The 16,159-nt window shown below is 39.5% G+C and carries 12 protein-coding genes; 5 read left to right on the top strand and 7 right to left on the bottom strand.

Going from position 1 to position 16,159, the window contains the following annotated elements:
* Nucleotides 1-211 precede the first annotated feature (211 nt).
* Nucleotides 212-2,110, top strand: a complete 1,899-nt coding sequence (locus tag MWU78_RS10325; protein WP_348647078.1) for a peptidase M61 — start codon at nt 212-214, stop codon at nt 2,108-2,110.
* A 209-nt stretch (nt 2,111-2,319) separates the two neighbouring features.
* On the opposite strand, the gene tsf is transcribed toward MWU78_RS10325, so the two are convergent.
* From tsf to rplM, 4 genes are all read right to left on the bottom strand, one after another.
* Complete coding sequence (gene tsf / locus MWU78_RS10320; RefSeq protein WP_246997611.1) at nt 2,320-3,144, bottom strand: translation elongation factor Ts; 825 nt, start codon at nt 3,142-3,144, stop codon at nt 2,320-2,322.
* Between the two features lie 94 nt (nt 3,145-3,238).
* Nucleotides 3,239-4,315, bottom strand: coding sequence for a 30S ribosomal protein S2 (gene rpsB / locus MWU78_RS10315; protein WP_246997609.1), 1,077 nt, complete (start codon nt 4,313-4,315; stop codon nt 3,239-3,241).
* 276 nt (nt 4,316-4,591) lie between these two features.
* Nucleotides 4,592-4,978, bottom strand: a complete 387-nt coding sequence (gene rpsI, locus MWU78_RS10310) for a 30S ribosomal protein S9 (protein WP_246997607.1) — start codon at nt 4,976-4,978, stop codon at nt 4,592-4,594.
* Nucleotides 4,978-5,433 (bottom strand): 50S ribosomal protein L13, encoded by a 456-nt coding sequence (gene rplM / locus MWU78_RS10305; RefSeq protein ID WP_103441760.1) that lies wholly within the window; start codon nt 5,431-5,433, stop codon nt 4,978-4,980. The genes rpsI and rplM overlap by 1 nt, the downstream gene beginning before the upstream one ends.
* A 404-nt stretch (nt 5,434-5,837) precedes the next feature.
* Here rplM and MWU78_RS10300 point away from each other — a divergent pair, with 404 nt between their 5' ends.
* The gene (locus MWU78_RS10300; RefSeq protein ID WP_246997605.1) at nt 5,838-6,341 is read left to right on the top strand and encodes a hypothetical protein; all 504 of its coding nucleotides are present in this window, start codon (nt 5,838-5,840) and stop codon (nt 6,339-6,341) included.
* Nucleotides 6,342-6,428: 87 nt separating this feature from the next.
* Here the strand turns inward: MWU78_RS10300 and polA are convergent, their stop codons facing one another.
* A complete protein-coding gene (gene polA / locus MWU78_RS10295) occupies nt 6,429-9,275 on the bottom strand; it encodes a DNA polymerase I (protein ID WP_246997603.1) in 2,847 nt (948 codons plus the stop codon).
* Nucleotides 9,276-9,321: 46 nt separating this feature from the next.
* The gene (locus tag MWU78_RS10290) at nt 9,322-10,317 is read right to left on the bottom strand and encodes a N(4)-(beta-N-acetylglucosaminyl)-L-asparaginase (RefSeq protein ID WP_246997601.1); all 996 of its coding nucleotides are present in this window, start codon (nt 10,315-10,317) and stop codon (nt 9,322-9,324) included.
* A gap of 42 nt (nt 10,318-10,359) precedes the next feature.
* On the opposite strand from MWU78_RS10290, the gene MWU78_RS10285 reads away from it, so the two are divergent.
* From MWU78_RS10285 to MWU78_RS10275, 3 genes are all read left to right on the top strand, one after another.
* Nucleotides 10,360-11,088 (top strand): copper homeostasis protein CutC, encoded by a 729-nt coding sequence (locus MWU78_RS10285; RefSeq protein WP_246997599.1) that lies wholly within the window; start codon nt 10,360-10,362, stop codon nt 11,086-11,088.
* A 50-nt stretch (nt 11,089-11,138) separates the two neighbouring features.
* The gene (locus MWU78_RS10280; protein WP_246997597.1) at nt 11,139-12,368 is read left to right on the top strand and encodes a metallophosphoesterase; all 1,230 of its coding nucleotides are present in this window, start codon (nt 11,139-11,141) and stop codon (nt 12,366-12,368) included.
* A 90-nt stretch (nt 12,369-12,458) separates the two neighbouring features.
* Nucleotides 12,459-12,755, top strand: coding sequence for a thioredoxin family protein (locus tag MWU78_RS10275; RefSeq protein ID WP_072862855.1), 297 nt, complete (start codon nt 12,459-12,461; stop codon nt 12,753-12,755).
* 54 nt (nt 12,756-12,809) lie between these two features.
* Here the strand turns inward: MWU78_RS10275 and MWU78_RS10270 are convergent, their stop codons facing one another.
* Nucleotides 12,810-16,142, bottom strand: coding sequence for a DUF2723 domain-containing protein (locus tag MWU78_RS10270; protein ID WP_246997595.1), 3,333 nt, complete (start codon nt 16,140-16,142; stop codon nt 12,810-12,812).
* Nucleotides 16,143-16,159: the final 17 nt, after the last annotated feature.

The following is a 16,159-nucleotide window of genomic DNA, read 5'->3' as shown; positions in this document are numbered from 1 at the left end:
AAATAATCAAAAATATTTATGAAGCGTCTTGTGCTGGACGATTCGTGTATCCTTAATTATTTCATAATGGACATGGGAAGGTTGAATTATTTTTATAATCTTGTGTCAAATACTGGAGTTCCACTAATTTATATAGGTAATATGCTATATGTTGGCCTATTTTCACAATGGGGCTTTTAGCTTTTCTGAGGCCTACAATAAATAATATCAAATGAAAATGTCAAACAAATTAAGGTTATTTAAAAATTTATGTTTTTTTGGAATTGCAATATTAGTGCTTCAAGCATGTGGTTCCACAAAGACATTGGTGACTACCGGTAAGACTTCTGTTGTTGCGAAAATCGATTTAATCAATGTTGTGGATGATAAGGTAAATGTGGTTTTAGATCCTGGCGCCTTTGCGAGGGACACAATTTCTTTTTTTATTCCTAAGACAGTGCCTGGTACCTACAGTGACGATAATTATGGAAAATATATAGAGCAATTCAAGGCTATCGATTACAAGGGTGGGGAGTTAAAAGTGGATAAGTTGGATGATAATACTTGGAGGGTTATCAATGCCAAGGACCTGGATAGGATTGATTATTGGGTAAACGACACCTATGATACCGAGACGGAGGTTGATGAGCATGTCTTTTCACCTGCCGGTACCAATATTCTTGAGGGGAAGAACTTTATGTTGAACCTCCATGGCTTTGTGGGGTATTTTGACGGCCTTGAGGAAATACCGTATTCATTGGAAATTATTGCCCCTAATGGATTGGAGCCAGTAACTTCCTTGACCAAGGGAATTCAGGATGTAAATAAGCCGGAAACAGATGTTTTTGTGGCCAAACGTTACTTTGAGGTTATTGATAACCCTATAATGTACTCTAAACCCAGTACGGAAACATTTCAAGTGAACGATATTGCGGTAACCCTAAGTGTTTATTCTCCCAATGGTCATTTTACGGCCACTAGTTTAAAGGCGGGAATGGAGAAAATGATGCGGGCACAAAAGGCATTTTTGGGAGAAATAAACAGTACAAAACATTACACTATTATCCTCTATCTTTCCAATATGGATGATAATGATGCTACAGGTTTTGGTGCATTGGAGCACCATACTTCTACAGTGGTGGTAATGCCTGAGCAAATATCAAAGGAGCGTTTGGAGGAGGCAATTTTTGACACGGTAGCCCATGAATTTTTTCATATCGTTACTCCCTTGACGATCCACTCCAATGAGATACAATATTTTGATTTTAATGACCCCAAGATGTCCATGCACTTATGGATGTATGAAGGGACTACCGAATATTTTGCCAATCTTTTTCAAATTCAGCAGGGGTTGATTACCGAGGAGGATTTTTATCAACGTCTTATGGAAAAGGTCGAGAGGTCTAAAACCTTTGACGATCGTATGTCCTTTACGGTAATGAGTAATAATATTTTGGAGGAGCCCTATAAGGATAATTATGCCAACGTTTATGAAAAAGGAGCTTTAATAAACATGGCTTTGGATATTAACCTCAGAGAATTAAGCGGAGGAAAGAAGGGTGTATTGTGGTTGATGAAGGAACTTTCCAAAAAATATGGGGATTCCATGCCTTTTGAGGATGATAAATTGATTGATGAAATCGTTGCTATGACGTATCCAGAAATCGGGAAATTTTTTAATGACCATGTCATTGGAGAGATACCTATTGACTATGATAAGTATTGGGAAAAGGTGGGGCTGCTCGCAACGGAACAGGAGCAATCTACAGGATATTTTTTTGACGGTGAGGTCCCTTATATAGATGTAGACCCTTCAAATGACAATGCCATTTTTGTGAGGGAAGGAATTCAATTAAATAGCTTTTTCAATAATTTGGGCGCCCAAGGCGGGGATATCATCAAGAGTGTTGATGGTAAAATTACCAATCTGGTCAATATTCGATTGCTTATAGGTCAGAGCATAAATTGGGATTCAGACAAGGAAATTGTTTTGGTGGTGCAAAGAGGGGATGAGGAAATTACCTTGACCGGGAAAGTTGGCATACCTACCTTAAACGTCGTTAAGTTGGTTTCTGTGGATGGGGCCAGCGATAAACAGATCGAACTTCGGGAAGCATGGTTGAATGGTTAATTGATGGGGTCTAAGCAATTGCGAAAAGGTATTATGTTGTTGATCTCATAATGCATTCTGGCAACCTGTTGCTAGATTGGTAGGGAATTAATATCAGATTTTCTGGACCTTTTTCCGAGCTTACAAATTTAATAATCTAATTTTAGTGCATAAAAAAAGCGCCTCTACATTGTAAAGGCGCTTTTTTTATATGTTTGATGCTTTTGGGATTATCCTAAAGCTACCCTTTTAAATCCGGTTACTTCCAATTTGGAATCAACAGATTTTACGTATTGGGCTACACTTTGTTTGCTATCCTTGATAAAATCTTGGTTAACCAAAGTGTTGTCTTTAAAGAAACGATTTAATTTTCCTTTAGCGATGTTATCCAACATGGCTTCAGGCTTTCCTTCCTGACGTAGTTGATCTTTGGCAATTTCGATTTCTTTATCGATGACAGATTGGTCAACACCTTCTTCGTTCAAGGCTACTGGATTCATTGCAGCGGCTTGCATAGCAACATCCTTAGCGGCAACTTCTGCACCATCAACAGCAGCAGAAAGTCCTACCAGTGTAGCTATTTTGTTTCCAGCATGAATATATGAACCAACAAATGGAGCAGAAAGTCTGCTAAATCCACCTATTTCAATTTTCTCACCTATTACACCAGTTTGTTCTGTAAGTTTGTCTTGTACAGAGGTTCCTTTAAAATCGGCATTCAAGAAAGCTTCTTTAGTATCAAAATTCAAAGCAAGGTCTGCCAAATCGTTGGCCAAAGCAACAAAAGTATCGTTCTTTGCAACAAAATCGGTTTCACAGTTTAGGGAAATAATAACCCCGGTAGTGTTGTCTGCACTTACTTTTGCAATTGCAGCTCCTTCAGAAGAATCCCTATCGGCTCTCTTGGCGGCAACTTTTTGTCCTTTTTTACGAAGGATTTCAATTGCTTTTTCAAAATCTCCCTCAGCTTCAACCAATGCATTTTTGCAATCCATCATGCCTGCACCAGTTGTTTGTCTTAATTTGTTTACCTCTGCGGCGGTAATTTTAGCCATTTTATTTTCTTTTAATTTTCATCTGGATTAGAACTGTTATGCAATCCTAATCCAGGTGAATGTTAAATTTATATTCTATTATATTAAAAGCGGATTATTCTACTCCTCCTTTAACGCTATCTTGCCATTCCTGTAATTCATCCCATTTGCCATCTGCAGCCATTTGAGCTTGCTTAGGCCATGATGCTGGATTTTTGGAAGCGTATCTTGGGCCAGATTCGGTAAGGATATCCTTAAGATCTTCCTCTGATTTGTCGGCTAGATCAGCAAAAGTGTTTATACCTGCTTCTTGAAAAATTTCAGCAATTTTTGGACCAATACCTTCTACTTTGGTAAGGTCGTCAGCAGCAGGAGCTTTTTTAGCTTCTTTCTCTACTGGTGCTGCTTTTTCTTCTGATGCCTTTTCTTCTGAAACTACCTTAGCTTTTTTCTCCTTAGGCTTGGCTTCATCTCCACCTTCCTTATCACTTTGCTTTTCAGATTTACGTTCAGTCAATCCTTCGGCAATAGCTGCAGTTACAGATGCCATAATGACTTCAATAGATTTGGAAGCATCATCATTGGATGGTACTATAAAGTCTATTTGTCGTGGGTCAGAGTTGGTATCTACCATAGCAAAAATTGGAATGTTCAATTTTTGAGCTTCTTTTACCGCAATGTGCTCACGCATTGTGTCAACAATGAACAAAGCAGCTGGTAGGCGAGTCATTTCAGAAATGGAACCTAAGTTCTTTTCCAATTTTGCACGTAAACGATCAACTTGTAAACGTTCTTTTTTGGAAAGTGTGTTAAAGGTACCGTCTTTCTTCATTCTATCAATAGAAGCCATTTTCTTAACAGCTTTACGAATAGTAACGAAATTGGTCAACATACCACCTGGCCATCTTTCTGTGATGTAAGGCATATTAACATTACCTGCTTTTTCAGCAACAATATCCTTTGCTTGTTTTTTGGTAGCTACGAAAAGTATTTTTCTACCTGAAGCTGCAATTTTTTTAAGGGCCTCATTGGTCTCCTCTAGTTTTGCAACTGTTTTGTAAAGATTGATAACGTGAATCCCATTACGCTCCATGTAGATGTAAGGAGCCATGTTTGGATTCCATTTTCTGGTAAGGTGACCAAAATGTACACCTGCCTCTAAAAGGTCTTTTACTTCAACTTTGTTTGCCATTTTTATTTTTTAGTTTACGTTCCTTTGAATTAGCAATACTAAAGTGGTACCCATTGGCAGCCTTTAATATTTAGATGCTAAACTAATTTATCCGGAATATGTCTTCTATCGGATTTTCCCCGGAGGGAAAACCAATTGATTAAATTCAGGATTATTACTTACCCTATGACAAGGGTTTTCAATGAACAATTAAAAATTACACCGAAACTTGCAAGTTGTCCCTGATAATAATCAAGAGCACTGCGGAATTTCAGTATTTGTTTTGTTAATACAGTATTAACGTTTGGAGAACTGGAATTTCTTACGGGCTTTCTTCTGACCGAATTTCTTACGTTCAACCATTCTAGGATCTCTAGTTAAAAGACCTTCTGGTTTAAGAACCAATCTGTGTTCAGCGTCCATTTCGCATAATGCTCTGGATAATGCCAAACGAACAGCCTCCGCTTGTCCTGTAATACCACCACCATATACGTTAACTTTAACATCAAAGTTTTCTTCGTTGTTTGTTAAGGCAAATGGTTGCTTTACTTTGTACTGTAATGTTGCAGTAGGAAAATAGTTGCTTAAGTCTCTGTTGTTGATCGTAATGTCACCTTTTCCTTCGGTAACATAAACTCGGGCAACTGCAGTCTTTCTTCTACCAATTTTATGAATCATTTCCATTACTTAAAATCGTTTAAGTTAATTGCTGTTGGTTTTTGTGCTTCTTGATTGTGGGCTGTGCCAGCATATACCTTAAGATTTCGGAAAAGCTCTGCACCCAATTTATTCTTGGGCAACATACCTTTTATCGATTTCTCTACTATACGCGCTGGGTCTTTAGCCAACATTTCATTAGCCGTTGTAAACCTCTGGCCTCCTGGATAACCGGTATGGCGAACGTAGGTTTTTGAATCCCACTTCTTTCCGGTCAAGTTGATTTTTTCTGCATTGATAATAACAACATTATCTCCACAATCAACATGTGGTGTAAAATTAGGCTTGCGCTTCCCTCTAAGTAACAACGCTACTTTAGAAGCAAGACGGCCCAATGTTTCTCCTTCAGCATCAACTAGTAACCATTGTTTGTCAACGGTCGCCTTATTGGCCGAAATCGTCTTGTAGCTTAATGTATCCACACTAATATATTTATTGATTAAACACTTCAATCCCGTTTAACGGGCTGCAAATGTACAATTATTAAGTTGAATTCCAAATGGTTGTTTCTTATTATTTATAGTTTTTTCCAATAATAAATGCTAGAGGTGAACTTTGTAAACCCTTTTTGCCACAATAATTACTTTTTACCTGCACCAAAACTTCATGTCTGGTTTAATTTCTTTTAGGTTGATTTACCCCTCTGTGCAAATGCAAATACTAAAAATCAAGTTTGAATATTTTGCTTCCTAGGGATGTTGTTGCTTAATTCTCGTTGGCTTTCCGGTGTTGTGAAAGGAGAGGGTAGGGTTCTCAGTAATTGTATTAATGGAATACTAATTTGGTTTATAATACGTTAGCGTTTAAAACAACATATAATTCTAAAATGATGAAATTTAAATTTTTACTTATTTTAATGGTTACTGGTCTTTTCTTTTCGTGTTCTTCAGACAGTAAAGATGATAATTCCAATGAAGACACAATCGTGGGGATTTGGCAGGCACATGAGCTTAAGGTAAATAATGATACTGCGAGTGATGATGAAAAAAATGCAAGGGATTTATTGAATTTTTTAACCTTGAAAGACTGTTATGTGTTGAGTTTTGAGTTTAAAGCGGATTTAACCGTCATCATTGAAAATTCTGTTCAGTATATAGAAATAGGTTTAAATTCCGAGGGTAATGGGTTTGATATTCCTTGTCCGACAGAAAAGGATACCGAAACTACAGTTTATGTCTATGAGAATGGTCAACTTACCTATACCGATGAAGATCAACAAACTATTACCGTAGATGTTACTATAGATGGCGATATCATGACCGTAGATGCCTCAGATTTGGATATCCCAAATTTAAATGCAGGCGGACAGCTTATTTTTAAAAGGAAATAAGATTCGGGAAAAAGTGATAAAATAAAAAGCGGAATGCCAAGGGGTGAACCTAATTGCATTCCGCTTTTTGATTATTAAGGGTTAGGCTTAATGGGCCTCCAACCAGTTGTTCCCAACACCCAGTTCCACATCCAATGGTACGGATAATTTGTAGGCGTTTTCCATCTCCGATTTGATCATTGTTTTTAATTCCTCCAATTCGGGTTTATATACATCAAAGACCAATTCATCATGTACTTGTAGGAGCATTTTGCTTTTATAATTTCCTTCTTTAAGCTTTTTGTGAATATTGATCATCGCAATTTTTATGATATCCGCGGCACTTCCTTGTATAGGGGCGTTTACGGCATTGCGTTCCGCAGCTCCACGAACAATGGCATTGCTGCCGTTAATGTCCTTAAGGTACCTTCTCCGGCCCAGAACTGTCTGGACATATCCATTTTCTCTAGCGAAATCTATTTGTTGGCTTATGTAATTGCGTAATTTGGGGTAGGTCTTATAATAGGTATCTATTAGTTCTTTGGCTTCGGCACGGGATAGGTCCGTTTGGTTGCTCAATCCGAAAGCCGATACTCCGTATATGATTCCGAAATTTACAGTCTTGGCATTGCTTCGCTGTTCTCTGGTCACCTCTTCCAAGGGAATGTTAAATACTTTGGACGCTGTAGAAGCGTGAATATCCTCTCCGTTCTTAAAGGCCTCTATCATTGTAGTCTCCTCGCTTAATGCAGCAATTATCCGTAATTCGATCTGTGAATAATCTGCCGCCAATAAGGTGTAATTTTCGTTTCTTGGAATAAATGCCTTCCTTACCTGTCTTCCTCGTTCTGTACGTATAGGTATGTTTTGTAGGTTAGGGTTGTTGCTACTCAATCTGCCCGTAGCTGCCACCGTTTGCATATAATCCGTATGTACCCTGCCGGTGCTTTCCTCTATTTGTTCCGGTAAGGCATCCACATAGGTGCTTTTTAATTTGCTTAGTCCGCGATATTCTAATACACTTTGGATAATTTCATGGTCTTTTGCTAGATAGGAAAGTACATCTTCGGCCGTGGAATATTGACCTGTTTTGGTTTTTTTGGGTTTGTCTACCAACTTCAATTTATCGAAAAGTATTTCGCCCAATTGTTTTGGTGAAGCTATATTGAATTCTTGTCCTGCTTCCTCGAAAATCTTTAATTCCAAGTTTTTTATGTCGTCGTCCAAATCCTTGGCGAGCGAATTCAAAAATGCCTTATCCAAATTGATGCCTTCCTGTTCCATATCCGCCAAGACATGTAAAAGGGGAATCTCTATGTTATTAAATAATTCTTCGGTGTTAGCCTCTTTCAATTCCGGCCTAAAGTGCTGGGCCAATTGAAAAGTGATATCTGCATCCTCCACCGCATATTCGGTTTGCTTTTCCAAAGGAACATCCTTCATGGACAATTGGTTTTTTCCTTTTTTACCTATGAGTTCGGTTATGGAAACTGGGGTGTAGTTTAAATATGTTTCCGCCAGTACATCCATATTGTGGCGCATGTCCGGGTTAATTAGGTAGTGGGCCAGCATGGTGTCAAAACATTTGCCTTTTACGGATACATTGTATTTGTGCAGTACCTTAATATCGTATTTTAAGTTCTGCCCAATTTTTTCAATCCCTTCCGCTTCAAAAAATGGCCTTAATTGTTCAATAATGTTCTGGGCTTCCTTTCTGTCTTCGGGAAAGGGAATATAGAAACCTTTTCCGGCCTCCCAGCTAAATGCAATGCCTACCAATTCGGCCGTAAGTGGATTTAATCCTGTAGTTTCCGTGTCAAAACAAACGGAGGCCTGCTTCATTAAATTCTGGACAAAAAGTTTCATGGACATACCGGGAAGAACGCTTTGGTATATATGTGAAACTTCGGTAATATTTTTTCTGCTGGATACCTCTTTTATAGTGCCTCCGGTAACTTGACCGTCACCACCGAATAATGAAAATTGACCGCCGCCGGCTTCCGCGGGTTTCTTTTTTGAAACAGGGCTGTTGTCCTGTTTTTGATCATCTGTGTTGGCTTCATCAGATTCCTCTGAAAAGAGTTTAAGAAATTGGTCCTTAAGTCTACGGAATTCCAATTCCTCGAAAATCTCCTGAACTTTTTCGCCATCGGGCATAGAGAGTTCATAATCCTTGGCGTTAAAGGTTACGTCGCAATCCACAAATATGGTGGCCAGTTTTTTGGATAGGATTCCGAGTTCGGCATTTTCTTGGACTTTTTCCTTCATTTTGCCTTTCAATTTATCTGTATTGGCAAGCAAATTTTCCATAGAACCGAATTCCTCGATGAATTTTTTGGCTGTTTTGTCGCCAACTCCAGGTAATCCTGGGATGTTGTCACTAGCATCACCCATCATTCCCAGATAGTCTATAACTTGTTCCGGGCGTTCAACGCCAAATCGTTTTTGGACTTCAGGAATGCCCCAAATTTCAATTCCGTTGCCCATTCTGGCTGGGCGGTACATAAATATGTTTTCGGATACTAGCTGTCCAAAATCTTTATCCGGGGTAACCATAAATACCTTATAGTCCTCCTTTTCCGCCTGCTTGGCCAAGGTGCCAATAATATCATCGGCCTCCATTCCTTCCAATTCCACTACCGGAATATGCATGGCTTTCAAAATGTTTTGGATGTAGGGCACGGCTATTTTTATGGCATCTGGAGTGGCATCCCTATTGGCTTTGTATTCTGAGAACATTTCCGTACGGTCCGCACTTCCTCCCTTGTCAAAACAAACTGCCAAATGATCTGGTTTTTCCCTTCTTATTACGTCCAATAAAGAATTCATAAATCCCATTATGGCAGAGGTATCCATTCCCTTGGAGTTGATTCTTGGATTTTTGATAAGTGCGTAGTAGCCCCGAAAAATCAGTGCGTATGCATCAAGTAAAAAAAGTCTCTTTTGTTCTGCCATTATTTTTGATTCTTATTAAAAGATTTGGGTTTTGTGAAATAGATATTTAGGATTTCAAAAAAGTCTCCGTTGTGTTGTTGGTTTGTCCTGCCTCTGTAAAGCTACTATAGCTAAATCCAGGATGTATGCAGTATCCACCAGTTTCTCCATTCTTATTGATGGCAATAAAGCCAATTTGGAAATCCCTTCTGTCCTTGTTCTTTTCCATAATCCGTCTTACACCTTCCTCGCAGGCTTCCTGTGGCGATTTCCCTTGCCGCATTAGTTCCACGATCAAGAAACTGCCAACCGTTCGTACAACTTCTTCCCCGACTCCTGTTGCTGTTGCCCCGCCAACTTCGTTGTCTACAAATAATCCGGCACCAATAATAGGGGAGTCGCCAACCCGCCCGGCCATTTTGTAACCCATTCCACTTGTGGTACAGGCTCCTGCTATATCACCATTTTTATCAATGGCCAGCATGCCTATGGTGTCGTGGTTTTCTATGTTGATAATGGTTTCGTATTTAGATTTCTTTTTCCACTCCAGCCAATCTTTTTTGGCTTTTTCGGTCAGTAAATTGGTTTTTGGGAATCCTTTTTCATAAGCAAACTGTTCCGCTCCTTTTCCGGCCAACATTACATGGGGTGTATCTTCCATTACCTTTCTTGCAACGGAAATAGGGTGGGCTATATTTTCCATGCAGAGCACTGCCCCACAATTGCCATCTTTGTCCATAATACAGGCGTCCAAGGTAACATGGCCATCCCTATCCGGTCTACCTCCGCTACCAACGGTTTCATTGCTAAGATCTGCTTCCTCTACCATTACCCCTTGTTCTACTGCATCCAATGAAGAGCCTCCTTTTTCTAAAACATCCCAGGCCTTTGCTGTTGCATTCTTAAAATTCCAAGTGCAGATTACAATAGGTTTTATACTTACTGGGGTATTTGCAAGTGGAGGTAGTTCCTTTTTTGTTTCTGGGCAGGATGCAAAAAGTGGCGCTGAAATTATTCCGGCGGTACTTAGGGTGGAATTTTTAAGGAAATTTCTTCTTTTCATAAGAATGTGTTACTTAATTTTAAGGTCCTAAATATAAGAAATATGATTGTAGAAGTATGCGCCAATTCTTTAGAATCTGCGGTAAATGCCCAAAAAGCTGGTGCTGACCGAATTGAATTATGTACTGAACTAGCAGGAGGGGGGACAACTCCTTCTTTTGGACTGCTGAAATTGATAAAGGAGTACGTTTCTATTCCTGTAAATGTATTGATCAGGCCTAGAAGTGGCGACTTTACCTATTCCAATCTAGAGTTTGAGATAATGAAGAAAGATATTGCACTGTGCAAAGAACTGGGTTTTAATGGGATTGTTTCAGGAGTGTTATACAAGGACTTTACTCTGGATGTTGAAAGAACTAAAGAATTGATCAAATTATCCAGGCCTATGCAATTTACCTTCCATAGAGCATTTGATTGGGTTAGTGGTCCTATGGCAACGTTACAGCAATTGGAGGGACTGGAAGTAGATACCATTTTGAGCTCTGGACAACAAAATTCTTCGGTCGCTGGAATCGACCTATTGTCAAAGCTGCAGAAAAAATCCAAGAGAACTGTTATTATGCCAGGAGGTGGTATACTGGATGCCAATGTGTTGGAATTCAAGAAGAAAGGTTTTGGAGCAATACATTTGACCGGTATAAAATTTCATAAGACTCTTGATCAGATACCTGTAGTTCCAATGAGCACCCCCAGCTTCCTTAGGGACGATGAAATAGCCATTAGTCATATGGCTACCCTGAAAGAAGTTGTCCGCCTAGTTAAAGAAAAATAAAAAGATATTTAAAGGTTTAGAAACCAATATCTTTACTAAAAAATTAAGGGATGCTTCGTTGGATTGTTTTCATTGTTATTTATATTACTCTTGGGATATATACATTACAGGCTTTAAGGGCTGCTACCCGCTACCCTTGGGTCTATTATGCCTATATGGTCTTATCGCTCTTTGTTATAGGGAATTTCATCTATCAGTTTACAATGGGCGATGACCCGGGTAGGGTGTTGAGTGTTCCAAAGAGTTACGCATTTGGTCTCTTGCTTGCTATGCTCACTTTTAAGTTGATTACTATTATTTTTTTATTCTCCGAGGATATTTTTAGGTTTCTTTCCGCAGGCTATCATAAAATATTTGGGGGAACAAAGGAATTTAGTCTACCACAGCGCAGACGTTTCTTGAGTACAACGGCCATGGGTATAGCAGCATTGCCATTTTCCGCATTGTTGTACGGTATGTTGAAGGGGAAGTACAATTTTAAAGTGCTTAAATATAATTTGGAATTTGATGATTTGCCAAGTAGCTTCGATGGGTATCAAATTACACAAATATCGGATGTGCACAGTGGCAGTTTTGATAATAGGGAGAAAATTGAATACGCAATAAACCTTATTAATCGGCAAAAAAGCGATTTATTGCTTTTTACCGGCGACATGGTAAATAATATGGCAGAGGAGATGTTGCCTTGGAAAGATCTGTTTTCAACATTGAGTGCCAAGGACGGTAAATTTTCAGTACTAGGGAATCATGATTACGGGGATTATGTGGATTGGGAGACGGAAGAAGCCAAGAGAAACAATTTGATCGACCTGAAAAATTTACAAAAGGAAATGGGTTTTGATCTATTGCTCAACGATAGCAGGTATTTGCAGAAAGGAGAGGATAGGATTGCCTTGATCGGAGTCGAAAATTGGGGTAGGGGAGGTTTTAAAAAAGCGGGTGACCTTAAAAAGGCCGTATCCAAAATTAATAAGGACGATTTTAAAATTTTAATGAGCCATGACCCCTCCCATTGGGAAGACCAAGTCCTAAAGGATGATTACCATTATCATCTAACTTTAAGCGGACATACCCATGGTATGCAATTTGGTATAGAAATTCCTGGATGGGTCAAATGGAGTCCTGCAAAGTGGAGGTATAAGTATTGGGCAGGGGTGTACGAGGAATTGGGCCAAATGATTAATGTAAACCGGGGATTTGGGTTTTTGGGTTACCCTGGAAGGGTAGGTATCTGGCCGGAAATTACGGTAATAACCCTAAAAAAGAGGTCTTTAACGTGAATTTAACAACAACCTTCTCTACAAAAATGATAGCACTAGTTGTATTTTAACATTTTTTCTTATTTTTGATTTATAACACAACGTATATATATGTCTAAATTTGGTGAATTAATTGATATAAATGTTCCCGTGCTATTGGATTTTTACGCAGAGTGGAACGAACAGTCAACAGCCATGCACCCTGTATTAAGGGATGTAGCCGCCGCTTTGGGCGATAAGGGCAAAGTTATTAAGATCGATGTGGATAAGAATAAGGAACTATCCCAGGCGTTGAGAGTGAAAGGATTGCCTACCCTGATGATATACAAGAAAGGCGAAATGGTCTGGAGGCAAAGTGGGGAACAGGATGCAAATACCCTCATCGGAATACTCAATGAATATTTATAACTAATTTAAAACGCATAAAAAAACCGAGACACATGTCTCGGTTTTTTTTATCCCTTATTCGGGTATTGCAATGCTGTCCAATTCTTCTTCCGGAATGGCATCCATAGTTGTGGAGTCCATTAAATCCGGATCGGAGGTCGGAGCCTGTATTTGCTCCATGGGGTCGTTACGGTAAAATCGTTCAAACTTCGCGATATATTCATTAAAGATTAGGGTCTCCTTTTCAGCAATCTCCTTATCCTGATTGGTGATCAGTATATCTATATTTCTGCTGTAGGCCTCCAAATCCGGAATAATTTCATCCAGAAAAAGGCGTTGCTCCTCAAAGGGTAGGTTGGCGTAATAATCCAATTTTTCCTGATAGATCCTTTTAAGTTTTTGAAATAGATTTCTAGCCTTTTCGGTTTCCCCTACTTTGAAATATCCATCTACAAAGGGCTCAACAAAGGCGTAGTAACCGAAATATTCCACGGGCATGTTTTCCATGGCAATATTAATGACATCTTTGGCTTTTTCTATCTTGTTCTCGTTGATCAAGGTTTCTGTAAGTCGGGCCAAATTACCTCTGAATGATAGTGCCTGTGTACGGGTCTGTGGATCGTGGTAAATATTCGGGCTTCCGGCATTTCCCCAATCCCATTGTTTTACAATGTCGTACATAAGGTCGCCATCTACCCTGCCCATCTCGTAAGAACTTCTGTTCGTTGTTTTAATGGGGACCAATTTGTAAACAAGTCCATCCAATTGAAGGTAGTCTTTCATCCAGATATACTCTGCCGGGTCAAAACTTCCTCCAGAGAAATATATAGGGCGTTTCCAGTCATTGTTGGCAATAATATCCAACATAAGGATACGGTTTTTGGGCAAGGCACTTTTGGGAAGGTCAATATCTATGTAGTCCACAATAAGGGCCGAGTCCTTTGCTTTGACCAAGCCGCTCTCCAAGACGTTTTTCTTATTTACCGGAACCCTAATTTTATTGGTTGGATAATATACAACATCTAGATTGCTTTCGGAATACTGACTCAAATCTGCACCTTTCTTCTGTAAGATACTTCTAAATTTGGTTTGTTCTTTGTCACTGCCTACCCAATTCATAAAGTCTTTAATGTCCCATCTGCTTTCTGTGAGCTCGTTAAAGTAAATAGCATCCCTTGAACCCCAACGATAAACCTCATGGGTAAGTTGGGAAGGTATTGGGTCGCTTTCATAGGCCTTCTTTTTCATTTGGTCTATATACCAATCAGTGGCAAAAAGGCTGGTGTTGACCACGCGTACATCTGTCCGGAATCCTTCAATTTCCTGAGCGTACCACAATGGGAAAGTATCGTTGTCCCCAATGGTGAACAAAATGGCACCGGAGTCCTCCTTGGTAGATTGCAAATAGGCCATTGCAGTGGATTTGGTAGTAAACCTGTTAGACCTGTCGTGATCGTCCCAATTTTGGAATGCCAGAACTCCTGGCACGGCCAAAAGGCATAAAACAGTAATGCCGGGAGCCAATATTTTAGGGTTCAATAGTTTTTGAAATTCGTCAAAAAGTCCGTAGACACCCAAACCTATCCATATGCCGAAAACATAGAATGAGCCTACAAGGGAATAATCTCGTTCCCTGGGCTGAAAAATGGCTGGATTTGTATAAAACTGTATGGCAATACCGGTGAACATAAAGAACACGAACAATGCCCAAAATTGTTTGGGATTCTTGCTTATTTGGAAAACAAGGCCAATAATTCCCAATAGCAATGGCAGGAAGAAATAAGTGTTTCTTCCCTTGTTGTTCTTAATATCGCTAGGGAGGTTTTCCTGACTTCCGAGCCTGGCACTATCTATAAAGTTTATGCCGCTCAACCAGTTACCATGATTGTCATATCTCCCTTGAATATCATCTTGCTTACCAACATAATTCCACATAAAATAGCGCCAATACATATAGCCGAATTGAAATTCCAACATGTATTTAACATTTTGCATGACCGTTGGTGGTTCAACATCAATATATTCGCCAAACTCCCTAAGGAATCTCATGTATTGGGCGGTGTCTATTTCTCCCTTGGCATAACCGTCCTTAAATTGGTTTACGGCATCCCTTAGTTCATTGTTTCCAAGGTAATCGGATTTGATCTTAAAAGTCAGCGGATCAAAATACTTCATATAGTTCTCGGCATTCTGTTCACTCCACATCCGGGGAAGAAGTCCAACGTGTTTAGGATTTGGACCTTGTAAGGCATCTTTGTAATTGTTGACTATAATGTATTTTCCGGCCTTTAAATCTTTTTCGTATTTGGGTTTCTCGTCTTTATCGTCCCCTGCAGGAGCAAAAGTGTCCGAATAGTACGCGCCATAGACTGGACTGTCTACTCCTGGGTACTGTTCCCTGTTGTAATAAGCCAATAGAGATCGGGCATCCGACGGGTCGTTTTCGTTGATTACCACATCGGCATTTGCTCTAATAGGTAACATTAACCATGAAGAGAACCCTAAAAATAAAAACATCAGGCAAAGTACTATAGTATTGGCTGTGGTAAAGTTGTTGTTGCGTGTATAGCGCAACACCCAGTAAAAGACAGCAATAAAAATGAGCCCCATAATTATGGTACCCGAGTTAAATGGCAATCCAATAGTATTGATGAAAAATACTTCGCTCCAACCAAAGACTTTCAATACATAGGTCAAAGAAAACTTATACACCAACATTAAAATGGCCACTACAATAATATTGGCTAAAAGGAAATTTTTAATTGTGGTTGTTTTGTAGGTTTTAAAATAATACAAGAGGCCAATGGTCGGTATGGCCAGGAAGCCCATAAATTGAATACCGAAGGTGAGTCCTACTACATAGGAGATGAGTACGATCCACTTATTGCCTCGTGGATTCTCCAAGTCGTCCACCCATTTTAATCCAAGCCATAGCAATAATGACATAATTAAACTGGCCATGGCGTAGACCTCTGTTTCTGTGGCGTTAAACCAAAAACTATCCGTAAAGGTAAAGGCTAGAGATCCCACCAATCCACTACCTAAAATTGCCAAAGCCCTGCTATTGGTAATAACTTCTTCCTTGGAAATAAGCTTTTTGGTGAGGTTGGTTATGGTCCAAAACATAAAAAGTATGGTGAATGCGCTGGAAACCCCCGAAACAAGGTTTACCATCTTGGCAACGTGTGTAGGTTCAAAGGCAAACATGGCCATAAATGCCCCGATCATCTGCAATAAAGGTGCTCCTGGTGGGTGTCCTACCTGTAGTTTGGCCGCTGTTGAAATATATTCACCTGCATCCCAAAAACTACTAGTGGGTTCAACGGTTATGGCATAAGTTATAAGGGCTATAAAAAAAACAAACCATCCAGTGATGGTGTCCCATTTCTTGAAATTTTTTGAAAACATGCGGTTTGTCGTTTATC

It is taken from the genome of Arenibacter sp. F26102, assembly GCF_023015865.1.
Taxonomy (GTDB): Bacteria; Bacteroidota; Bacteroidia; order Flavobacteriales; family Flavobacteriaceae; genus Arenibacter.
The sequence above is the reverse complement of the archived record's forward strand: the minus strand, read 5'-3'. Positions and strand labels throughout refer to the sequence as shown.

Coding starts and splice junctions, on each gene's coding strand:
- MWU78_RS10325 (WP_348647078.1), top strand. CDS start 212: ATGAAAATGTCAAACAAATTAAGGTTATTTAAAAATTTATGTTTTTTT.
- tsf (WP_246997611.1), bottom strand. CDS start 3,144: ATGGCTAAAATTACCGCCGCAGAGGTAAACAAATTAAGACAAACAACT.
- rpsB (WP_246997609.1), bottom strand. CDS start 4,315: ATGGCAAACAAAGTTGAAGTAAAAGACCTTTTAGAGGCAGGTGTACAT.
- rpsI (WP_246997607.1), bottom strand. CDS start 4,978: ATGGAAATGATTCATAAAATTGGTAGAAGAAAGACTGCAGTTGCCCGA.
- MWU78_RS10300 (WP_246997605.1), top strand. CDS start 5,838: ATGATGAAATTTAAATTTTTACTTATTTTAATGGTTACTGGTCTTTTC.
- polA (WP_246997603.1), bottom strand. CDS start 9,275: ATGGCAGAACAAAAGAGACTTTTTTTACTTGATGCATACGCACTGATT.
- MWU78_RS10290 (WP_246997601.1), bottom strand. CDS start 10,317: ATGAAAAGAAGAAATTTCCTTAAAAATTCCACCCTAAGTACCGCCGGA.
- MWU78_RS10285 (WP_246997599.1), top strand. CDS start 10,360: ATGATTGTAGAAGTATGCGCCAATTCTTTAGAATCTGCGGTAAATGCC.
- MWU78_RS10280 (WP_246997597.1), top strand. CDS start 11,139: ATGCTTCGTTGGATTGTTTTCATTGTTATTTATATTACTCTTGGGATA.
- MWU78_RS10275 (WP_072862855.1), top strand. CDS start 12,459: ATGTCTAAATTTGGTGAATTAATTGATATAAATGTTCCCGTGCTATTG.
- MWU78_RS10270 (WP_246997595.1), bottom strand. CDS start 16,142: ATGTTTTCAAAAAATTTCAAGAAATGGGACACCATCACTGGATGGTTT.